We start from the raw sequence: 21,063 nt of genomic DNA on the forward strand, positions 1-21,063 counted from the left end.
TTTCACAGGTGAACTCTGAGTTCTCCCAGCTTCTGCCCTGCCGACGAACACCGGGTCTAACGCAAGTAGGCTTGCGGGTAGCCATTGGTCCGACTAGTCTGTGTAGGAGCCGCCGCGGGGCGGTCGGGAGAGATGACATGCCGTTTCCGAACTGGCAAGCTCGTGCGAGCATTGCGGTTACAGCGCTGGTTCTCAGCGGCCAATCGCACGCTCAATGGTCCGTCGCCTACCTCAACCCAGCCAACCGTGCTTCTGTGGCCAGTGGGGTGTCATCCGGCGGGCAGGTCGGACTGAGTACTGGCATCCCAAGTGACGCAGCCGTCCTGTGGAACGGATCGGCTCAGTCCTGGGTGAATCTCAACCCCTCTGGCGCTGGAAGGTCGAAGGCGAACGCGGCATTCGGAAGTCAGCAGGCCGGATCGGCAAACTACGGAGGTTGGGACCGCGCCACGATCTGGCACGGAACAGCTGCATCGGCGCAGGACATTCACCCCGTTTGGGCCAGCCTCTCCGAAGTCATGGCTACTTCTGGTGTGCAGCAGGCCGGATACGCGCTCGTCCCTTCGACCGGCCGCTATCACGCGACGGTCTGGAGCGGTTCATCGGCATCCGCAGTGGACCTCCATCCAGGGCCGCTCAACGAGGCGAGCTTTGCCTGGGGAGTTGCTGGTGGTCAGCAGGTCGGCTCCACAACCAACTTCAATGGCAACTTGCGCCAGGCCGCACTCTGGAGCGGAACGGCCGGTTCGTACATCAATCTCACCCCGTCCTCCTACTACTCGGAAGCACTTGCGGTCGAGGGTGGAATTCAGGTTGGGTACGAACGTGCAACCTCCGGGTCTTTCAGACGGCCGGTGATCTGGAGTGGAACTGCGGCGTCTATGAGTTATCTGGCTGGGCCGTCGGTTGAAGGCGCCATTCGAGCGATTCACCAAGGACGATTAGCGGGTGAGATGCATGTGGGGGCACATCGGCATGCGACGATGTGGAACAGCGCAACATCGAGCCCTGAGGATCTCGCAACGGTGCTGACTGGATCATGGGCGGAGACCATCGCTACCGGCATCTGGAGCGATGGTCAGACGATCTTCGTGACTGGATATGGGTTCAACACGACTCGGAACCGCAACGAAGCGTTGCTGTGGACGCGACCGGTGCCAACCCCGGCGACAAGCTTGGTAGCCGCAGCTGGGTTGATGCTGCATGGTGGTCGTCGTCGACGGTCGCAACGACTCTCTTAGATCGCTCCGACGCACAGGTTGACGGCCGAGTGCAGGACGGGGTAGTTCACCACACAGCGGAAGATGTCGAAGGGGATGTGCCACTTGAGCAGGTCGAGCTGCTGCGTGACCATCTCGTGGTAGCGGGGCATGTGCGTGGTTCGGAGTGACTGGAGGCTGGTGCCGAGGTATTCGGCGGAGCCTTCGAAGGGGAGGCGGTGGGGCACGAGGCCGTGGTGGGCGGTGGCGTAGCGGCTGCTCTCGGGGGTGACCCAGACGGAGGTGGTAGAAGGGTTGACCCAGCCGTGCGGGATGATGAGGTCGAGGAGGAGGACCTCGGAGGGCTCGAGGCAGGGCGCGGTGATGCCGTGCGGGGGCGTGCGGCTGCCGCCGGGGAAGTTGCGGGTCAGGTTGCGCCAGAAGACGGTGACCTCGCCGGAGCGGCCGAGCTTTTCGAGCTGCACGTAGTCGCGGGAGAGGCCGTCGGGGCCCTCGAGGCGTGTGATCTTGGGCAGCGGCTTTGTGGAGTACTCGGGGAGCAGGGTGCAGCCGTCCACTGCGACGTCGGCGCCGGAATCGGGGGGGCAGGTGGAGCCACCCCAGGTGCGGCTGGAGGCGTAGATGCCGATGGAGGCGCCTTCCTGGAGCTTGCGGAGGCCGACGCGCCCGCGGATGCCGAGGCAGTCGTGCTCGCCGGTAGGGCGCTCGTAGAAGATGACAGAGTGGATGGAGGCACGGGCGCTGACGCCCCAGACGGAGGCGTTGGCGCGGAAGGCGGCGCGGCGCAGGCGGAGCAGCGCGCTCTCGTCGTCGGGGCAGAGGCCCGAGAGGATGGCGTCGAAGGTGCGGCGGTCGCCGGCGACGTCCTTCACGGCGACCTCGAACTGCTGGTACGCGGTTTGGAGGTCGGCGATGGCCGCGGCGGAGGTGCCGGCGGACTGGGCGGACTCCACGAAGCGTCGCATGGCGCCGGCCTTGGGGACGAGGCGGCCGGTGCGGAGCAGGTCCTGGTGATTAGCGAGGGAGAAGATCTGCCAAGCGAGGGCGGCGTCGATGTTGAGGGCACGGCGGAGGTCGACGGCGCGGGGGGCTTCGACGGGGAGGGCGGCGATGAGGGACTGAACGGCCCCGCGGAGCTGCGCAAGCACTTGCAGCGTGCGGGCTTCGAAGGTTTGGTCCAGGACCGGCGCGGGCGCGTCGGCCTTTGACCTCTTGCACGTTGACGCTCGTGGAGCCATCCCGGACAACATATCGGCGGCCTCTGGGTGCCGCCCCGAGGGAACCGGGGCGGGTGAAAAACATTGTACAAGGATTTGTACAAATGCTTGCACAGATTCTCGGAAAAAGGTACCTTCGGCGTCGCCCCATGGCCCGGGCGTGAGAGACCGGGCGCGGATCACCCGCGGGCGCCGGCATGAACACCGAACACGTCAGCACCAAACAAAGGAGAGGTCATGTCCACTCGAATGTGTGTCGCGGGTCTTTTGGCCATGGCGGGGTTTGCGGCGGGCGTGAGTGCTCAGGAGCTGATCCTGGCGGAGTACCAGTACGAGGCCGCGCGGTTCGTGCGGATGGGGCTGGACGGGAGCAACCCGCAGACGGCATTCCTGCTGCCGGCGGCGGACTGGCTGCCGATGGGCGTGAGCTACAACGCGGCGAACAACACACTGGTGTGGATGGACAGCGGCGGCGGGAGCGAGGTGCACCAGGCGGGGCTGGATGGGTCGGGGCACACGGTCCTGAGCGGGGTCGGCGGGTTTGCCCGCGGAACGTCGCGCGATGCGGCGGGGCGGGTCTTCTACTCGACGAACAACGAGCTGCAGCGGATGAACGCGGACGGCTCGAACATCGTGACGATGTACGCGGCGCCGGCGACCGAGGTGGTGCTGTCGCCGCGGGTGGATGCGACGAACGGCTTCGTGTACTTCTGCGTGGAGGGGCAGATCAAGCGGGTGCCGGTGGACGGCGGGGCGGCGCAGACGGTGGTGACGGGGGTGAGCCAGGCGCGGGCGATCGGGCTGCACCACGCGGCGGGGTACATCTACTGGATCGACGGCGACACGATCACCGATCACGTGGCGCGGGCGCGGCTGGACAACACCGGGTTTGAGATTGTGTTCGACTGCTCGTACAACGACACGAGCGGCTCCAGCGGGCTGACGGACCTGCTGCTGGCGCCGGCGCTGGGCAAGATGTTCATCAGTGATGAGCTTGCGGGCACGGTGCGGAGCCTGAACCTGGACGGGACGGGCGTGCAGACGATCTATACGAGCCCGACGGGGCTGGCGCCGATCGCGATGACGCTGACCACCGGCGACGTCACGCCGGCGCTGCAGGACTGCAACGGGAACGGGGTCGGCGACGGCGCGGATATCGCGGGCGGTGCGGCGGACTGCAACAACAACGGCGTGGTGGACACGTGCGAGGCGAGCGCCTGCCCTACGCGGAACTTCCTACTCAACCATGGCGCAAGCCTGTCGAGCGGGCAGGGGCGGGCGCTGGGCCGGCCGAGCCAGTGGCAGGTGTTCCAGCCCTTTGACGTGACGGCCACGTGGCGGATCGGCGAGATCGGGATAGACGGGCACACGTCGAACTACGTGGTGGAGAACGAGGTGCTGGTGGCGGTGTTCCCGGAAAACCCGGTGACGTCCCGTCCTGATGAGACCAGTGCGCCGCTGGCGACCACGTCGTTAACGCTGCGGTTCAGCCCGTGGTTTGAGAGCTGGGCGTACGCGCCGCTGAACGTGACGCTGGAGCCGGGGCGGTACTGGGTGCGGCTGGTCGCGGAGGACCCGATCAACTTCGCGGCTTCGATCCACCACGGGGCCTCGGGGCTGCAGTCACGCTCGCGCGGGACCAGCGGCAACTTCACGAGCCTTCAGAGCCCGATCGCGATGCGGCTGGTGCAGACCAACGCGCCGGTGTGCGGGACCGCTGATTACAACGGCGACGGCGACATCGGCACGGACCAGGACATCGAGGCGTTCTTCGCGTGCCTGGGCGGGAGCTGCTGCCCCACGTGCTTCGAGGGCGGCAGCGACTTCAACGGTGACGGCGACTTCGGGACTGATCAAGACATCGAGAGCTTCTTCCGCGTGCTGGGTGGCGGACCCTGCTGACTCCCCTACAGCGGGCTCGCGACGGCACTTTCTTCAGCTACTTCCCTCTTCTCTCGGGCCCCCCGCTGCTCCCCGGCGAGGGGCCTTTTCATTGGTACCTTGATGGCGAGGGCCACCAATGGTGCAAGCCAACAACGTCGTCGCGCTGTCGGAGTTAACGAGTGACGTTCATCGGGAGCGCCCGCGTGATCTTTGTGATTGAGCCTGGTCTGGTGCGGGTCCTAAGCATTCGGGCTCGACGCCAGCCGGCGAGCCCGGGTGAGCTTGGGGACTGAGGAGGGCTGGGGGGGACTGGGTGATTGGCCGGGGTATTGAATCGACTCCGGCACTCCCCTACTCTTTCGGGACTGTGTTCGGGTCTCTGGCCCGGGGTTGGTCCCCGTGTCGGCGGTCCGGGAGCGACATCATGCTGTTTGTGGCCCACACCCATGCCGGCTGATCACACGACACCCCCGTGTCGTGGGTCGGTTGCCCCGTCCTCAGGAGGAATACTCGTGAGGGGCTAGGGGGCAATGCCGGAGGTTCCGCCGCCAGGTCGACTGGGGGCGGGGCGTGGGCCACGGGCGCGGTGCTCGTGGCCTTTGTGTTTTTGGAGTTCACGTTCGGCTCGACATCTCGGCAACTCGACATCTCAGCAATCAGAAAGGCAGAAGGCAGTGATCAACACCCAGGAAATGATGCGGATTCTCGACTCGATCGCCCGTGACCGGAACATCGACAAGCAGGTGCTGGTGAAGGACCTGGAGCAGGCGATGGTGTCGGCGGCCCGCAAGTACTTCAACACCCTGGATACCGAGGAGTTCGCGTGCACGCTGGACCCCATCAGCGGGCAGTTCAACCTCACGCGCCACGGGGCCCCGCTGGAGATGCCGCCGGTGGCGTTCGGGCGGATCGCGGCGCAGACGTTCAAGCAGGTGATGATCCAGAAGTTCCGCGACGATGAGCGGTCGAGCATTTTCGACGAGTTCAGCAAGCGGATGGGCGAGATCGTGACGGGCGTCGCGCAGCGGTACGAGGGCGGGGCGCTGGTGGTGACGATCGATCGGGCCGAGGGGTTCATGCCGCGGAGCGAGCAGATCCCCGGCGAGCAGTTCGCGGCGGGTGACCGGGTGCGGTGCATGATCCTCGATGTGCGGGACGCGGGCAGCCAGGTCAAGATTGTGCTGAGCCGCGGGCACCCGGACTTCATCAAGAAGCTATTCGAGGTCGAGGTGCCGGAGGTGGCGGAGAAGATCATCGAAATCAAGGCGATGGCCCGCGAGGCGGGGTACCGCACGAAGATCGCGGTGGCGTCCATCGACAGCAAGGTGGACGCGGTGGGCGCGTGCGTAGGTGTGCGCGGCAGCCGCATCAAGAACATCGTCGATGAGCTCAACGGCGAGAAGATCGACATCGTCCGCTGGAACGAGTCGAGCCAGATCCTGATTCAGAACTCGCTGAAGCCCGCCGAGGTGCAGGAAGTCTCGCTGTGCTTCGAACTGGGGCGCGCGACGGTGGTTGTCCGCGATGATCAGCTCTCGCTGGCGATCGGTAAGCGCGGGCAGAACGTGCGGCTCGCGGCCCGCCTGACAGGCTGGGACGTTGACATTCTCACCCCCGAGGAGTTCACCAAGGGCGTCGAGACGATGTACGCGACGATTCAGAGCGTCGAGGGCATCACCGAGCAGATGGCGGACAAGCTGGCGGCCCTGGGCATGGTCAGCGTGTTCGATATTGAGGAGGTGGGCCAGGAAGTGCTGATGACGGAGCTGGAGATCGACGAGGCCAAGGCGGCCCAGATCGTCGAAATCTGCTCGGTGAAGGCGAAGGAAGTCGCGGCCCAGCAGCAGAAGGACAAGGAAGAAAAGGAGCGCAAGGCCAAGGAGGAGGCCGAGCTCGCGGCCAAGCTGCTGGCCGAAGGCGGCGCCGCGAACGCCGGCGAGGCGGGCGAGGCCGCGGCGGCGGCGATCCTGGGCGCTGGGGCCGCGGCTCCGGCACCCGCGAAGGAGGTCACCCCGGACGCGGATGCGCGTGCGGCGGACATCCTGGGGCAGGGCTGAGTTCTGAACGAGTGATCCACGCGTCGGTGACGACGCGGTGATTGGTGGATGGGTCGGTGGTGTTGGTGGTTCGGTGGTGATCGGGCTGGTTCTGGAGCATTGATTGGCCAAGCAGAAGCGCATCTTCGAAATCGCGAAAGACCTGGGCGTGGACTCCAAGGCGATCGTGGCCAAGTGCCACGCCGAGGGGATCCCGGTGGAGACGGTGAAGAACCACATGTCCACCATCTCCGCGGGTCTGGAGCAGACCATCCGCGAGTGGTTCACCCAGCACGACACCTCGGGCGGGACGGCGACCGCCATCGAGACGTCGGAGAAGGTGGACCTGGATCAGGTGCGCACGAAGGCTCCGCGCCGGAAGAAGGCCTCGTCGAAGGATGAGGGCGGGGACACGGCGGCGACGACCACGGTCACGGTCGACGCGCCGGCGGATGCTCCGTCCGAGCCGATCGCGGCGCCGATGCCCGCAGTCACGCCGACAGCTCCCACTGCTGCCCCAGTTGCGCCGTCCGAGGTGAAGGCGCAGCCGGTGACGCCCGCGGTCGAGGTGAAGGCGCGGAAGATCGAGCCGACGATCAGCACGCAGCCGGCCAGCACGATCACGGCGACACCGACGCCGAGCCCGACGCAGGCGCCGGCGCCCGCGGCGATCCCGATGCCTCAGCCCACGCAGGTGGAGCGTCCCGCGGCGGCCGCGAGCCGTCCCACGGACGTTGCGGCGCAGGGCCCCGAGGGGCCGGGTGGCGGTGCGGGAACGGCGACGCCGACTCGGAACGAGCCGTCGCGCCCCCCTGTGCGTCCAAACGTGCCGGTGAAGCCGGCGCCGATGAATGTGCCATTGCGGCCGACGGGTGTATCGCCGGCGGGTCCGAAGCTCGAGGTGCGTGCACCGGTGAAGCTATCGGGGCCCAAGGTGGTTCGCGTGGAGGCGCCGGAAGTGCTGGCGCCGCCACGCCCGCGTGTGAACCGGCCGATGGGACCTGGTGGGCCGTCGGGCCCGATGGGACCTCGTCCCGGCGGGCCAGGGATGATGCCGGGCGGCGGCGGTGGTGATGATGATCGTCGCAACGCCCGCAGGGGCGGCGGCGCGGGGGCCGCGGCGGCCAAGCGCAGCAGCGGCCAGGGCGTGCCGGATCGTCGGCGTGGTCGCAGCGGCGCGGAGTGGTCGGGCTCTACGCAGGGGATCTTCAGCGAACAGGACCTGATCGAGCGCGAGGCACGCCTGGCCCGCGCGGGCGGGTTCCTCAAGAAGCGGAAGCAGGACCTGAAGAAGCCCGGGCAGCCGGCCGCACAGGACGCGGCCGCCGAGGGACGCATCCGCGTGACGGCCCCGTTCACGATCAAGGACCTCTCGGCTTCCACGGGCGTGAAGGCTTCGGAGATCACGAAGAAGCTGTTCATGCAGGGCATCATGCTCAAGATCAACGATCCGATCGCGGTGGAGAAGGCGGTCGAGATCATGATGGACTTCGACATTGAGCTGGAGGTGGTCGAGGCCCGCACAGCGGAGGAGACGGTGTCGGACCAGTTCGCGAAGCGCGAGGCGAAGGACCAGCGCCAGCGCGGCCCGGTGGTGACGATCCTCGGGCACGTGGACCATGGCAAGACGAGCCTGCTGGACAAGATCCGCAACGCGAACGTGGCGGCGGGCGAGGCCGGCGGCATCACGCAGAAGACCAGCGCGTTCGTCGCGGAGGTCGAGGTCGAGAACAACAAGCGGCAGGTCGTGTTCCTGGATACGCCCGGCCACGAGGCGTTCACGAGCATGCGTGCCCGCGGTGCGAAGATGACCGATGTCGTCGTGCTGGTGGTGTCGGCCCCCGAGGGCGTGATGCCGCAGACGGTGGAGTCGATCAACCACGCGAAGGCGGCCAAGGTGCCGATCGTGGTCGCGCTCAACAAGATCGACCGTCCCGATGCCACCGAGGCGCAGGTGCAGAAGACGCTGGGCGAGCTGGCCAAGGCCGGGCTCAACCCGGCTGAGTGGGGCGGCGACACGGAAGTGGTGCGCACCAGCGCGGTGACCGGCAAAGGCATCGACGAGCTGCTGACGGCGCTGGACTACCAGGCGCAGCTGCTGGAGCTCAAGGCGGACTTCGACGGCGCGGCCCAGGGCACCGTCATCGAAGCCAAGATGGAGGAGGGTCGCGGCGCGGTCGCCAGCATCCTCATCCAGCAGGGCAAGCTGAAGGTGGGCGACTTCATCGTCATGGGGCGCTCCTTCGGCAAGGTGCGCGACATCACGGACGACAAGGGCAAGCGGGTGCGCGAGGCGATGCCTCCGATGCCGGTGCAGGTGTCGGGAATCGACGTGGTGTGCGACGCGGGCGACAAGTTCTTCGTGACGGCCAACCTCAAGCAGGCCGAGGAAGCGGCGGAGCAGCGGCGTCAGCGCGAGCGTCACACGGCGCTGGCGGCCCCCAAGCTCACGCTGGACTCGCTGTTCAGCCAGATGCAGACGGCCCAGGGCGGGGAGAGCGCGGTCAAGGAGATCCGCATCATCCTCAAGACCGACCAGCAGGGCACGGTGGACGTGCTCAAGGGCGAGTGCGAGAAGATCGCGACGCCCGAGGTCAAGACCCGCGTCATCCACGCGGCGGTGGGCGGCATCACCGAGAGCGACGTGCTTCTGGCGGACGCGTCGAAGGCGATCATCATCGGCTTCAACGTGATCCCGAGCGGCAAGGCGCGGCAGCTGTCCGAGGCCAAGGGCGTGGAGATCCGCACGTACCAGGTCATCTACGACATCACCGACGACCTCAAGAAGGCGGCGGAGGGCATGCTGGCCCCCGAGGTGCGCGAGGAGGTCCTGGGTCACGCCGAGGTCCGCGCGGTGTTCAAGGTCACCAAGGTGGGCAACATCGCGGGCTGCTACATCACCGACGGCCAGGTGCAGCGCGACGCGCTCATCCGCGTCACCCGCAACGGCGTGGTGGTGGAGCACGACCGCAAGCTGGCCCAGCTCAAGCGGCACAAGGACGACGCCAAGGAGGTCCGTGCCGGCATGGAGTGCGGCATGAAGATCGACGGGTACGACGACATCAAGGAGGGCGACGTCCTGGAGTGCTACCGCAAGGTGGAGTTCAAGCGGACGCTGGCGGGGGCGGAGGCCGCGAAGAAGTAAAGGGCAAAGGTGCAAATCGCAAAGGGCAAATGAAGAGGTCGTCCGGATTTGCCCTTTGCACCTTTGCTGAATTGCGAATTTCCCTATGGTGATCGGCATCCTCCAGTTCGAGCTGCTCATCCGCGGCGCCGAGTCCATCAAGGACAAGCGGCGGGTGGTCAGTTCGCTCAAGGACAAGCTGCACCGCGAGCACATGGTGTCGGTGGCGGAGGTCGCGCTCCAGGACAAGATGTCCGTGGCGCGGATGGCCCTGGCGGTCGTCGGGAACGACGGCAAGCACATCGGGCAGACGCTCGACCGGATCATGGCGAAGCTGCGAGCCCTGCACGACGCGGAGCTCTCGGGGTTCAGCCGCGAGGTGCTGCACGATCCGCGGGGTGAGCCGCTGCCCGAAGGCGTCGATCCGCTTGCGGCGCTCGAGCATGATGAGGAGCTCGCGGCGGAGATGCTGCGGCTCGGTGAGAATGCGATCGCGGGTGACGGGAAACCGGAGGGACTCCGTTGAGCCATCGGCTGGAGCAACTGACCAGCGCCATCGAGCGCGGCGTCCGCGAGGTGTTCGCCCGCGGGTTCAGCGACCCGCGGATCGGCGGGCTGATCACGGTGACCAGCGTGCGCGTGCTGCCCGACCTGTCGCAGGCGGTCATCAACGTATCGGTGCTGCCGCAGGAGAAGGCGGAGCTGACGCTGCACGGCCTGTCGAGCGCGGCCAAGCACATCCGGCACGAGGTCGGCGAGATCGTCAATACCCGCACGCTCCCCCACTTCGCCTTCCGGCTGGACAGCACCCTCAAGAAGGAGGCGGCGATCCTGAAGGAACTGGACAAGGTGCGGCAGGACCTGGCCACCCGCCCCCCGCCGCCGCCCGAGCCGGAGGGGAACAATGCGGAGAGTCCGCCCGGGACGCCGGGGACCGACGAGGGCAACCCGTGAGTGTGGACCCGACGAAGAAGCTGAATGCGCTACTCAAGAAGCTCCGGGGGCAGCACGCCGAGCTGGCGGCGCCGGTGGTGACGCCCGAGCCGGCGGATGAGTTCGACGCGCTGGTGCACCAGCTGGTGTTCTCGATGCTGCTGTGGGAGGCGAGCACGGCCCAGGCGCGCAACGCGCTCAAGCGGGTCCGCGAGGCGGTGGTTGATTACAACGAGCTGCGGGTGTGCGTCGCCGACGAGGTCGCACAGATCATCGGGGAGAAGTACCCGCTGGCGGTGGAGCGGGCGATGCGGCTGCGGAGCACGCTGAACGACATCTACCAGCGGCAGCACGCGATCTCGCTGAAGCACCTGTCCGAGGGGGGCAAGCGGGAGGCGCGGCAGTATCTGGATGGGCTGGCGGGGTGCCCGCCATACGTGTCCTCGCGGGTGTGCGTCGTATCGGGGCTGGGGCACGGGGTTCCCGTGGATGAGCGGCTGCTGACGCTGCTGGTCGAAGAGCAGGTGGTCGCTGAGAAGACGCCGGTCGAGCAGGCGGCGAGCTGGCTGACGCACCATATCAAGGCGGAAGAGTCCCTCGAGGCGCATCTGTTGTTGCAGGCGTGGTCGGACGAGCATGGGCATCCGCCCAAGCGCGACAAGCGCCCAGTAACGATCCAGGTGCAGGCGGCGGAGGTCAGGCACGACGGCAAGGGCGACGCGAAGGAGCCGAAGGAGGCCGGCGGGGCCAAGGGGGCTGCCAAGGGGCGTGCGGCCGAGCCGGCGCGCAAGCCCGAGCCCGCCCGCAAGCCCGAAGCGGCCCGGAAGGCCGAGCCAGCAAAGAAGGCCAAGACCAAGCCGCGCAGTGGGAGCTGAGAATGTCGACGTCCGACGTGCGTGGAGTGGCGAGATGGGTGCGCACGCTGCTCGCAACCGCGGGCCTGGCGGCGTCGGTAACGGGCTGGGGGTGCGCGGGGAAGCCGAGGGCGGAGGCGCGCACCGCAGAGGCGACGGCCAGCACTGGTGCTGATGGCCGGCCTGCGACTACGGCGGCCCCGCGGTACGAGAGCTTGAGCAGGCTTGCGGAGCGGCAGTCACGCAGCCCTGATCGCAAGGCGCTGGAATTGCCCGCACCGCCCGGTGTCGATGCAGGCGTGCTGTCGCCGCTGGGGGATGAGGCGCACCCGCGGGCGCGCCGGGCGCTGGCGGAGGTGCTGGCGGAGTTTGCGCCTGCATCGGAGGACGCGGCGGGAAGTTCGGCCCAGGAGTCAAAGAAGGGGGCGCAAAGTGACGCAGGCGGCAACCCTCAGGCGCTGCGGCTGTATGTGAGCGGGCGGACAAAGCTGCTAGAGGGGCAGGCGGCGAAGGCGGTGACGGACCTGGAGTCCGCGGCGCGCCTGGACCCTAATGCGCCGGAGGTGTGGAGGGAGCTGGGGCAGGCGCAGCTGGAGCTCGGGCGTCGGACGTCGGCGATGACGTCGTTCCAGAAGGCGCACCGGCTGGGCAGCCGCGAGACGCGGGTGACTGTCCTGGTCGCACGCGAAGACCTGCGGGCCAAGCGGTACGAGGACGCGGCGAAGAAGCTGGCGCCCGCGCGGGGGCACGCGGCGGCAAACAACGACCCGGGTTCCATGCAGCTGCTGGACGTCGACCTGGCGGAGGCGCTCGGGGCTCTCGGGTATCTGACCGCTTCTCGCGATCTGCTGGAGGCGGGGCTGCGGACTCCGGTGGCGAGCATCGCGGCGAGCCCGCTGCGGAACGAGCTGGCGGAGGTGCTGCGCCGGCGCGGCGACCTGTGGCAGCGGGTGGGTGATGTGTCGTTCCGGCTGGGTGAGTTCGGGCGGGCGGCGAGCGCGTACGCAGCAGCGGCGGAGGCGACGGCGCTGGACCCGCAGGCGCTGGTGGCCAAACAGGTGTATGCACACCTGAAGCAGGGGCGGAGCGCGGACGCGGCGCTGGTGGTGGTGAACGACATCCGGGCTTCGGAGGGGCGCGTCGAGGACCGCCACATGGCGGTAATCACGTACTTGGCGCGGAACACGGAGGTCGGGCCGCGGCTGGCGGAGGCGGTGGATGAGGTCGCGGCGTCGATGGGGCCGCAGGCGACGCCGACGGTGCTGAACCGGCTGGCGCGGGCGCGGGCCGCGGCGCTGACGGGGGATGCGTCCCGTGGGGCGCTGCGCTTGCGGCTGACGCAGTCGCCCTTTGACGCGGACCTTGCTGCGGAGGTGCTGGGCGCGTACGCGGCGGAGGACGTGCGCGGTCGCGTGAAGGAGGCGCTGGCGCTGACGAGCGCGGCCCCAATCGCGGCCGAGGTGTACGCGGGCGTACTGCTGAACCGCGGGCAGGGGGTGGACACGTCGGTGGAGATGCTGGCGAAGGACCGCTCGCCGGCGGCGCGCCTGCTGTACGCGGCGATCGTGTCGAAGCTGGGACGCCCTGACCTGGGGCTGGCCCGGCTGGAGGGGGAGTTCAAGGAGCCGTACGTGGCGGGCGGGCTGGCGCTGCGGGCGTCGTGCGCGGCCGCGTGCGGTAAGTGGGACGTCGCGAAGGACGCGGAGCAGCGGCTTGCCGGGCTGAAGACGGCGCGGGGGATGGAGGCGCACGCGCTCACACTGAAGGTGCTGCAGCAGTTCGCGGGGGCGCTCGAGAAGATCGACGCGTTGCTGGCTCAGTCGGGCGTTGCGCCGGCGACAGAGCACCTGCTGCTGGCCGCGGAGCTCGCCATCCGCACGGAGCAGCCGGCGCGGGCGGAGGGGTATCTGCGGCGGGCGCTGGAGCGGGACCGGTTCGATGAGCGGGTGTACGAGCCGCTCATCTCGCTGTACATGACGGAGGGGCCGCTGGCGGACGAGGCCAAGCTGACGGCGGTGGCGCGGCAGCTGCGGCAGAACATCCCCAGCAGCCGCGTGATCCGCGGGATCAACGCGCAGGAGCTCATCGCCCGGTCGCAGTGGGCGCCGGCGGAGACGCAGCTGCTCGGCCTGCTGAGCGAGCACAACGAGAACGGGTCGGTGATGAACCTGCTCGTTACGGTGTGGGAGCGGGCGGCAAAGGCCGATCCGCCGGTGACGGAGCGCGGGGAGCGGTGGCTGCGCGAGCGGCTGGAGGCTCGCCCTGACTCGACGCTCCTGGTGGCGAGCCTGGCGCGGGTGCTGGCGGCACAGGGGAAGGGTGAAGAGGCCGAGTCGCTGCTGGCCTCTCGCCTCGCGAAGTGGCCATCGCCGGAAGTCGCACGCATGCGCGAGTGGATTGCGCGCGAGCCGCTGGGGAAGCCGGAGGTCGCGGAACGGCTGGCGCTCGAGCGGTTGCGGGGAGCCCCCCGTGGGATCGACGGGTCGATCGAGCTCGCCGAGCTGCTGGTGCACCGGGGGGAGGTGGCGGAGGCGACGAGCACGTTGGTCAACGGCGTCCCCACCGACCTGCAGCTGACAAAGGATCAGATGAGCCGGCTCGCGGCGGTGGTGCTGCGGATGGAGCCGCAGAAGCTGGCGGAACTCGACCCCGAGAACGTGAAGTCGGCGCTGCACCTGCTGGAGCTGATCGCTGGGCGGGTGCCAATGGGCGATCATCTGCATCGGCTGCGGCTGGTGCTGCTCACGGCCTCTCATTACGACGACCCGCGCCGGCTGATCGAGGCCGTCGAGGCGCTGGCGAAGGAGGCGCCGGCGCGGCCGCTGGACGGTTACGTGCTGGTGCTCTCGGAGCTCGAGAAAAGGACTGACGGAGGGCCGCACATCCGCTTCGCGGCGGCCGCGGCCCGGCACATCCGGCCCGCGCTCGCGGCGATGTACTTCGAGTGGCTGCGCGTGGTCGCCGTGCGCGGCACGCCGGCGGATGTCGAGCAGTTCGCGTCGGAGCTCACCGATGCGGACGAGGTGCAGCTCCTGATCGAGGAGGTAGAGCGGCGGCTGGGAGCGCACATCAAGGTCCCGCACGAGCTGAACGATCAGAAGGCGGAGCTGCTGTATGCCCTCGGCTCGCTTGTGCCGTCGCGCGGGCGCGAGCAGGTCACGGAGCGGGCGTACCGGCTGTGCCTGCAGCTCAAGCCCGATCACCCCTGGGCGGCGAATGACCTCGGCTACCAGCTGCTGGAGCGCGGCGAGAACCTCGAGGACGCGGACAGGCTCATCCGCGCCGCATACGCGGAGTTGAGCCTCGAGGCGAGCGTGATCGATTCGATGGGTTGGCTGCTGTATAAGAAGGGGCACATCGTCGATGAGGTGGATGCGGATGGGAACCTCACGCAGCAGGGCGCGGTGACGCTGCTGGCGCTGGCAGCCGCGGACGACCCGGTCAACCCGACTCTGGCTGACCACTATGCGGACGCGCTGTGGCGCACCGGCAAGGATGAGAACCGCGAGCACGCGAAGGTGCTGTGGCAACAGGCCGAGCAGATCCTGAGCGAGCGGCTGGCGGAGTTCATCGCGAAGGATCCGATGACGGAGCTGCGGAAGTCGCTGGTGGAGGAGGAGCGCGAGAAGGTACGGGCGAAGCTGAGCGCGGCCAAGGAAGGGCGGGAAGTGCCCGTGGCGCCGTTGGCGCCCGGCGTGCAGGTGCAGGCGCGCTGAGGCGCGCGGGGTCGAGGTTCACAGCGAGGGCAATCAGTGGCTGGGCACAACAAGTGGAGCAAGATCAAGCACCGCAAGGCCGTGGTCGACAAGCGGCGGGGCAAGGTGTGGACCAAGATCAGCAAGGCGATCATCGTGGCGGCCAAGCACGGCGGGCCCGATCCTGACTCGAACCTGTCGCTGCGGTACGCGATCGACGAAGCGCGGTACGCCAACATGCCGCGGGACACGATCGAGCGCGCGATCAAGAAGGGGGCGGGCGGGGGCGACACGGCGAACTACGAGACGATCCGCTACGAGGGGTACGCGCCGGGCGGGGTCGCGGTGATCGTGGATGCGCTGACGGACAACCGAACGCGGACGATCACGGACGTGCGGAACGCGTTCAGCGACGCGGGGGGCAACGTCGGGGCGTCGGGGTGCGTGGCGTACATGTTCCAGCCGCGGGGGCAGATCGTGGTCATGGCGAAGGGCGTGAGCGAGGAGCGGATGATGGAGCTGGCGATCGAGGCGGGAGCGCTCGACGCACAGGCACCGGAGGACGCCGGCGAGGACGATGCTTCATGGACGATCCTGACCGAGGTGCCGGCCTTCAACGGTGTGAAGGAAGCGCTAGAGAAGGCGGGGCTGGCGATCAGCGCGGCCGAGCTGACGATGGTGCCGGACAACAGCGTGGCGGTCGCGGGCGAGCAGGCCAAGAGCGTGCTGGAGCTGGTGGATGCGCTCGAAGACCTCGACGACGTGCAGAAGGTGTATACGAATGCCGAGATCGGGGACGCGGACCTGGGCTGAAGCGCCGTTTACTCTTCGGCCTTCTGCATCTGTGCGATGAAGCGGTTGCTCTCCTCGATGGAGCGCTCCATGTCCTTGATGAGGGACTCGACCTCGTCCTCGAGGTCGGAGACGGTGCCGCGGAGGGCGGCGACAGCCTCGGCGTTGAGGGTGTGCTTGAGGCTGAGCACGGCGTCACGGAAGCGGTCGAGCACGGGGTCCATGGAGGCCTCGGCCCGCTTCATGGCGGCGAGCATCTGGTCGTAGCGGCGGCGGGTTTCCTGGAGCTGGCGGCGCGAGCGTGAGCGGGCGTCCTCGGTGCTGTACTCCTTGAGCTCGCGCTCCCACTCGTTGAACAGGTCGCGACCGACCTCCTCCACGGCGTCGACCTTGTCGCGCACGGCGTTGGCGCGGGACTCGCTCCTGTCGAAGTCGTCCTTGGCGCGGTTGTAGGCCTTGCGGAGGTCGGAGTCGGGTGCGTTGACGAGCTTGCTGAAGCGGTCAAGTGCGGACTCGAACTGCTCCTTGGCCTCTTCCTGCCCCTCCTGGGCTTCCTTCACGCGGGAAGTGAGGATGTCGCGCTTCTCCTTGCCGAAGGCCTCCATGGTGCGGTAGTAGGCTTTGGAGCAGCCGAGGGGGGCGGCAAAGACGATTGCGACCAGCACGAGGAGCGGCGTTGCAATTCGGTTCATAGGAAGGACCTCAGCGGAGGAGACGGACGAGCCCGGCCTGCTCAAGGTGGTGATCGGTCGTGAGAACCCGATGAATGTTGAAGTCCGCGCAGAGCAGCATGCTGGAGCAATCAACAAGTGACCACTGCTTGTCTGGGCGGCTCTTGTACAGATCGAAAGAGCGGTCCCAGAGTACCCGCGTCCCCTCGACAATGGTCACGCGGGCGGAGCGACGCAGCTGATCGACGGTGATCGCCGCTTCCGCACGGATGATGACTCGGGACGCCGACGCTAGAAACTCGCCGAGTACAAAGTCGGAGGTCACGTACCGGGTTGCGGTCCGGTTGAGTTCCGCGAACAAGGTGACCGCCTTCGCGTGGTGCTCGTCATCCTCGCTCAGGATGGCAAGCAGACCGGCGGAGTCGATGAAGACCTGTTCTGGCATCGGTTACTGTGGCTTCTGATCGCGGCGCTTCGGCGTGCCGTACGCGTAATGGTCATGCTCGGCGGCCAGGTCCGGGATCCCCGTCTTCACGGCACGGTCAGCAATATGGAAAATGGGGTCATCCTCGTCGTCAGCAGGCGCAGGGCTGGCAGGCGATGCGGGCCCATTTGAGGGGGAAAGCTGCGTAAGAGTGACCTCAACCTCGGTCCCATCCGGGAACCTGGGCATGTCCTTCAGGACAATCTTGCCCGCCTCGATCTTGCCGCGGTAGGTGGTCATACCTCAAGTATAAGGGAGGTCACTGCCCCAGCTTCTGGAGGATGCCATCGAGGACCGAGCGGGAGAGCTCCTGGTCGCCGAAGGGCTCAACCTTGACCTCAAGGAGCGTCGCGGCATCGGCGCGGGTGGCGCGGACGCGGACGCGGGGGTAGTTGTTGTAGCGGGGGGCGTTGGCGATGAGCTCGCCGGCTTCCTCGGTGGCGGTGCTGCGCTGCACGGCGTAGCCGCGGGCGCGGAGCGTCTGGTCGGCGGCGGCGATCACGGCCGGGACGCGTGCTGTCGGGGCGAGGCTGGTGGAGAGGGCGGCGTTGTGGTAGGTGGCGGTGACGTCCTGGCGAGGGCCGTGGGTTTTCACCTCGGGGGAGCAGGCGGGGAGGAGAGTGACGAGGGCAAGGATTGGCAGGAGGCGGGGGTTCATCGGGGGCTCCGGGGGCGCAAGAATGAGCAGCAGATCGGCAGCCTTGGGCTGCGAGGATGAATCGGTAGGTTCCGGGTAGTGTTTGCCAACACCCTTCCCCAACCCACCCCCACGCCGGAGGGGGGCCACAACGGCAGGTTGCTCTGGGTGGGGGTTGATCCCGGCCCTGACGCATCCTTTACTTACCCCCCTGCCGGGTCTGTCTCCCGGAAGGCTGTGGTACCGACTGAGAAGGGTGCGAACCTTTATGGCGATCCGAGTGAAGTCCCGTGGTGGCGAGAGTGTCGAGGGCCTGATGCGCCGCTTCAAGAAGCTGTGCGAGAAGGAAGGCCTGACGAAGGACATCAAGCGCAAGGAGTTCTACGAGAAGCCCTCCGAGCGCCGCCGCCGGGCCGCCCGCAAGAGCCAGGTCCGCCGCATCAAGACCGAGCTTGGGCCGATGGCCAAGCCCGCCAAGCCCGAGAAGCGCGACTAAGCGTTGAACCACGGCACGCCCTTCCGGCGTGCCGTTTGCGTTAGAGCTTTCACTCCCGCGACGCCGGGGTTCCGTCCATCAACCCCCCTGATCCTGTGTGTTAAACACGCCGTCGCTGTCGGTCTCTGGATCCACAAAAATCCCCCTACTCGTGAGGCCCAAAGAGATGTCCCTCCTGGTGACCAAGCAGAAGTCCTTGTGGTGCCTGGGTGTGCTCTTCGCCGCCCTGGTGTCTTTCCTGAGCCCCGCAGCAATTGCGCAGAACACCGGCCTCGCGGGCGATCCGCCAAAGGTCGACATCCGGCCGCTGGGCGAGGCCGTGAAGCAGGCGGGCAAGCACCACGGCGGTGGCGAGGCCAACCTCGTGCTGCCGGACGTGGGGCAGGTGAAGTTCTTCAACGGCAGCGTCGGCGGTGACCAGCTGCTGCTGGCGGGCGTGGTCGTGTCCGCGCTGGGCATGCTGTTCGGCCTGCTGATCTACGCGCAGCTCAAGAACATGCCGGTGCACAAGGCGATGCTCGACGTTTCCGAGCTGATCTACGTCACGTGCAAGAGCTACATGGTGCAGCAGGGCAAGTTCCTGATGCTTCTCTGGGCGTTCATCGCGGTGGCGGTGGGCTGGTACTTCGGCTGGCTGGTGCCCAACCCCGAGGGCGGCACGGGCCTGTCCATGGGCAAGGTCGCGATTATTCTGGCCTTCTCGCTGCTGGGCATGGCGGGCTCGTACGGGGTGGCGTGGTTTGGCATCCGCGTGAACACGTTCGCCAACAGCCGCGCGGCGTTCGCGTCGCTGCGGGGCAAGCCGTTCCCGTGCTACGCGATCCCGTTGAAGGCGGGCATGTCGATCGGCATGGCGCTGATCTCGGTCGAGCTGCTGATCATGCTGGGCATCCTGCTGTGGGTGCCGGGCGAGGTGTCGGGCGCGTGCCTCATCGGCTTCGCCATCGGCGAGTCGCTGGGCGCTTCGGCCCTGCGTATCGCGGGCGGCATCTTCACGAAGATCGCGGACATCGGCTCCGACCTGATGAAGATCGTCTTCAAGATCAAGGAGGACGACGCCCGCAACCCCGGCGTGATCGCCGACTGCGTGGGTGACAACGCGGGCGACTCGGTGGGCCCCTCCGCCGACGGCTTTGAGACCTACGGCGTCACGGGCGTGGCCCTGATCACGTTCATCATGCTCGCGATCAACGCCAACACCGCGGGCCCGGACTACCAGACGATCCAGATCCAGCTGCTTGTCTGGCTGTTCGCGATGCGCATCATCATGGTGATCGCGTCCGCCCTGTCCTACTTCCTCAACGAGGCCGCGGCCAAGGCCAAGTATAGCAACGCCCCCAAGATGAACTTCGAGCACCCGCTGACGACGCTGGTGTTCCTGACCTCGATCGTGTCGGTGGTGCTGACCTTCCTGGCCTCGTACTACCTGATCCCGACGATCGCGGGCGACAACACCTGGTGGTGGAAGCTGTCGCTGATCATCACCTGCGGCACGGCCGCGGGCGCGATCATCCCTGAGCTGGTGAAGGTGTTCACCTCGACCAACTCGCGGCACGTTCGTGAGGTCGTGACGAGCTCGGAGCAGGGCGGGGCGTCGCTCAACATTCTGTCGGGCTTCGTCGCCGGCAACTTCTCGGCTTACTGGCTGGGCATCGCCATCATGGTGCTGATGGGTCTGGCATACTGGGTGAGCAACTACTTCCCGGGCATGCAGGACCACGGCAGCACGATCATGATGGCGCCGGCGGTGTTCGCTTTCGGCCTCGTTGCCTTCGGCTTCCTGGGCATGGGCCCGGTGACGATCGCCGTGGACAGCTACGGCCCGGTGACGGACAACGCCCAGTCGGTGTATGAGCTCTCGACGATCGAGACGACGCCGGGGATCAACGAGGACATCCAGAAGAACTTCGGGTTCAAGCCCGAGTTCGAGAAGGCCAAGGAGTTCCTGGAGGAGAACGACGGCGCGGGCAACACCTTCAAGGCGACCGCCAAGCCGGTGCTGATCGGCACCGCGGTGGTGGGCGCCACGACGATGGTGTTCGCGATCATCGTGGCCCTGACGCACGGGCTGGAGACCCAGTACCTTGCGAAGCTGTCGCTGCTGCACCCGCCCTTCCTGCTGGGCCTGATCACGGGCGGCGCGGTGATCTACTGGTTCACCGGCTCCTCCACGCAGGCGGTGTCCACGGGCGCGTACCGCGCGGTGGAGTTCATCAAGGCCAACATCAAGCTCGAGGGCTCGACCAAGGCGAGCGTTGAGGACAGCCAGAAGGTGGTGACCATCTGCACGCAGTACGCGCAGAAGGGCATGTTCAACATCTTCCTGGGCGTGTTCTTCGCGACGCTCGCGTTCGCGTTCTACGAATCGTTCTTCTTCATCGGGTACCTGGTGTCGATCGCGCTGTTCGGCCTGTACCAGGCGATCTTCATGGCCAACGCTGGCGGCGCCTGGGATAACGCCAAGAAGATTGTCGAGACCGACCCCGCCTTCAAGGGAACCGGTCGCGGCAAGGGCAGCGACCTGCACGCGGCCACGGTCGTGGGCGATACCGTCGGCGACCCGTTCAAGGACACCAGCTCGGTGGCTATGAACCCGGTGATCAAGTTCACCACGCTGTTCGGCCTGCTGGCCGTGGAACTGGCGGTGAGCATGAAGGGCGAGGACGGCGAGACGCACACGACGCTGACGATGGCCCTGACCGGGCTGTTCTTCGCGGTGTCGGCGTTCTTTGTGTACCGCTCGTTCTACGGGATGATGATCGGGCGGGTCGCGGTTCCGGCGCGGCACTGAGACTTTGTTCGAGTGAGTTCTGCAGGCCCCGGCGGTGACGCCGGGGCCTGTTTGTTTTTGGGGAGTCCACCGCGGAGGTTGGCGGACGAAGGCGGGAAGGGAACGCGAAGGTCGCGAAGGGGAGCGAAGGCGCGAAGGGAGCGGGGGTAGAGAGCGGGCGAGTGCTGGCGGAGGATTTGAGGGTGCGCGTTTGCAGCTGGAGGGCGGACGGGATCGCTTGCGCGATCGG

Annotated in this window: 16 protein-coding genes; 11 read left to right on the forward strand and 5 right to left on the reverse strand. The window is 67.4% G+C overall.

Going from position 1 to position 21,063, the window contains the following annotated elements:
- Nucleotides 1-137: 137 nt before the first annotated feature.
- Nucleotides 138-1,241 (forward strand): hypothetical protein, encoded by a 1,104-nt coding sequence (locus VD997_09305; protein ID HYE62181.1) that lies wholly within the window; start codon nucleotides 138-140, stop codon nucleotides 1,239-1,241.
- Here VD997_09305 and VD997_09310 read toward each other — a convergent pair.
- Entirely contained in the window at nucleotides 1,238-2,458 is a 1,221-nt protein-coding gene (locus VD997_09310) for a hypothetical protein (protein HYE62182.1), read from the reverse strand. The two genes, VD997_09305 and VD997_09310, sit on opposite strands and share 4 nt — an antisense overlap.
- 216 nt (nucleotides 2,459-2,674) lie before the next feature.
- Between VD997_09310 and VD997_09315 the strand changes: the two genes are divergently transcribed.
- The 8 genes from VD997_09315 to VD997_09350 all read left to right on the forward strand — a co-directional run bounded on the left by VD997_09315 (nucleotide 2,675) and on the right by VD997_09350 (nucleotide 15,776).
- Nucleotides 2,675-4,339 carry a hypothetical protein gene (locus tag VD997_09315; protein ID HYE62183.1) on the forward strand — a complete coding sequence of 555 codons (1,665 nt, stop codon included), beginning with the start codon at nucleotides 2,675-2,677 and terminating at the stop codon, nucleotides 4,337-4,339.
- A gap of 674 nt (nucleotides 4,340-5,013) precedes the next feature.
- Nucleotides 5,014-6,378, forward strand: coding sequence for a transcription termination factor NusA (gene nusA, locus VD997_09320; protein ID HYE62184.1), 1,365 nt, complete (start codon nucleotides 5,014-5,016; stop codon nucleotides 6,376-6,378).
- 103 nt (nucleotides 6,379-6,481) lie between these two features.
- Nucleotides 6,482-9,502 carry a translation initiation factor IF-2 gene (gene infB / locus VD997_09325; GenBank protein ID HYE62185.1) on the forward strand — a complete coding sequence of 1,007 codons (3,021 nt, stop codon included), beginning with the start codon at nucleotides 6,482-6,484 and terminating at the stop codon, nucleotides 9,500-9,502.
- 85 nt (nucleotides 9,503-9,587) lie between these two features.
- Nucleotides 9,588-10,007 carry a DUF503 domain-containing protein gene (locus tag VD997_09330; GenBank protein HYE62186.1) on the forward strand — a complete coding sequence of 140 codons (420 nt, stop codon included), beginning with the start codon at nucleotides 9,588-9,590 and terminating at the stop codon, nucleotides 10,005-10,007.
- Nucleotides 10,004-10,435: a 30S ribosome-binding factor RbfA gene (gene rbfA / locus VD997_09335; protein HYE62187.1), complete on the forward strand. Its 432-nt coding sequence runs from the start codon at nucleotides 10,004-10,006 to the stop codon at nucleotides 10,433-10,435. Before VD997_09330 ends, rbfA begins: the two co-directional genes overlap by 4 nt.
- Nucleotides 10,432-11,289, forward strand: a complete 858-nt coding sequence (locus tag VD997_09340; GenBank protein HYE62188.1) for a hypothetical protein — start codon at nucleotides 10,432-10,434, stop codon at nucleotides 11,287-11,289. Before rbfA ends, VD997_09340 begins: the two co-directional genes overlap by 4 nt.
- Nucleotides 11,290-11,291: 2 nt before the next feature.
- Nucleotides 11,292-14,984 carry a hypothetical protein gene (locus VD997_09345; GenBank protein ID HYE62189.1) on the forward strand — a complete coding sequence of 1,231 codons (3,693 nt, stop codon included), beginning with the start codon at nucleotides 11,292-11,294 and terminating at the stop codon, nucleotides 14,982-14,984.
- A 36-nt stretch (nucleotides 14,985-15,020) separates the two neighbouring features.
- The gene (locus VD997_09350) at nucleotides 15,021-15,776 is read left to right on the forward strand and encodes a YebC/PmpR family DNA-binding transcriptional regulator (GenBank protein HYE62190.1); all 756 of its coding nucleotides are present in this window, start codon (nucleotides 15,021-15,023) and stop codon (nucleotides 15,774-15,776) included.
- 8 nt (nucleotides 15,777-15,784) lie between these two features.
- Here VD997_09350 and VD997_09355 read toward each other — a convergent pair whose 3' ends face one another.
- Genes VD997_09355 through VD997_09370 form a run of 4 tightly spaced genes read right to left on the reverse strand, consistent with a single transcriptional unit; the run spans nucleotide 15,785 to nucleotide 17,568 of the window.
- Nucleotides 15,785-16,447 carry a DUF2959 family protein gene (locus VD997_09355; protein HYE62191.1) on the reverse strand — a complete coding sequence of 221 codons (663 nt, stop codon included), beginning with the start codon at nucleotides 16,445-16,447 and terminating at the stop codon, nucleotides 15,785-15,787.
- Between the two features lie 10 nt (nucleotides 16,448-16,457).
- Nucleotides 16,458-16,871: a PIN domain-containing protein gene (locus VD997_09360; GenBank protein HYE62192.1), complete on the reverse strand. Its 414-nt coding sequence runs from the start codon at nucleotides 16,869-16,871 to the stop codon at nucleotides 16,458-16,460.
- A 3-nt stretch (nucleotides 16,872-16,874) separates the two neighbouring features.
- A complete protein-coding gene (locus tag VD997_09365) occupies nucleotides 16,875-17,150 on the reverse strand; it encodes a hypothetical protein (protein ID HYE62193.1) in 276 nt (91 codons plus the stop codon).
- A 19-nt stretch (nucleotides 17,151-17,169) separates the two neighbouring features.
- Entirely contained in the window at nucleotides 17,170-17,568 is a 399-nt protein-coding gene (locus VD997_09370; protein ID HYE62194.1) for a hypothetical protein, read from the reverse strand.
- A gap of 247 nt (nucleotides 17,569-17,815) precedes the next feature.
- Here VD997_09370 and rpsU point away from each other — a divergent pair, with 247 nt between their 5' ends.
- Both rpsU and VD997_09380 read left to right on the forward strand, forming a co-directional pair.
- Entirely contained in the window at nucleotides 17,816-18,043 is a 228-nt protein-coding gene (gene rpsU, locus VD997_09375) for a 30S ribosomal protein S21 (protein ID HYE62195.1), read from the forward strand.
- Nucleotides 18,044-18,209: 166 nt separating this feature from the next.
- A complete protein-coding gene (locus tag VD997_09380) occupies nucleotides 18,210-20,834 on the forward strand; it encodes a sodium-translocating pyrophosphatase (GenBank protein HYE62196.1) in 2,625 nt (874 codons plus the stop codon).
- Nucleotides 20,835-21,063: the final 229 nt, after the last annotated feature.

This window comes from Phycisphaerales bacterium (assembly GCA_035627955.1).
Taxonomy (GTDB): domain Bacteria; phylum Planctomycetota; class Phycisphaerae; order Phycisphaerales; family UBA1924; genus JAEYTB01.

Excerpts from the sequence above, each read along its gene's own strand:
- VD997_09365 (HYE62193.1), bottom strand. The coding sequence starts at position 17,150 with ATGACCACCTACCGCGGCAAGATCGAGGCGGGCAAGATTGTCCTGAAG.
- VD997_09355 (HYE62191.1), bottom strand. The coding sequence starts at position 16,447 with ATGAACCGAATTGCAACGCCGCTCCTCGTGCTGGTCGCAATCGTCTTT.
- VD997_09380 (HYE62196.1), top strand. The coding sequence starts at position 18,210 with ATGTCCCTCCTGGTGACCAAGCAGAAGTCCTTGTGGTGCCTGGGTGTG.
- VD997_09360 (HYE62192.1), bottom strand. The coding sequence starts at position 16,871 with ATGCCAGAACAGGTCTTCATCGACTCCGCCGGTCTGCTTGCCATCCTG.
- VD997_09345 (HYE62189.1), top strand. The coding sequence starts at position 11,292 with ATGTCGACGTCCGACGTGCGTGGAGTGGCGAGATGGGTGCGCACGCTG.
- VD997_09330 (HYE62186.1), top strand. The coding sequence starts at position 9,588 with ATGGTGATCGGCATCCTCCAGTTCGAGCTGCTCATCCGCGGCGCCGAG.
- nusA (HYE62184.1), top strand. The coding sequence starts at position 5,014 with ATGATGCGGATTCTCGACTCGATCGCCCGTGACCGGAACATCGACAAG.
- VD997_09315 (HYE62183.1), top strand. The coding sequence starts at position 2,675 with ATGTCCACTCGAATGTGTGTCGCGGGTCTTTTGGCCATGGCGGGGTTT.
- VD997_09370 (HYE62194.1), bottom strand. The coding sequence starts at position 17,568 with ATGAACCCCCGCCTCCTGCCAATCCTTGCCCTCGTCACTCTCCTCCCC.
- VD997_09305 (HYE62181.1), top strand. The coding sequence starts at position 138 with ATGCCGTTTCCGAACTGGCAAGCTCGTGCGAGCATTGCGGTTACAGCG.
- VD997_09310 (HYE62182.1), bottom strand. The coding sequence starts at position 2,458 with ATGGCTCCACGAGCGTCAACGTGCAAGAGGTCAAAGGCCGACGCGCCC.
- rpsU (HYE62195.1), top strand. The coding sequence starts at position 17,816 with ATGGCGATCCGAGTGAAGTCCCGTGGTGGCGAGAGTGTCGAGGGCCTG.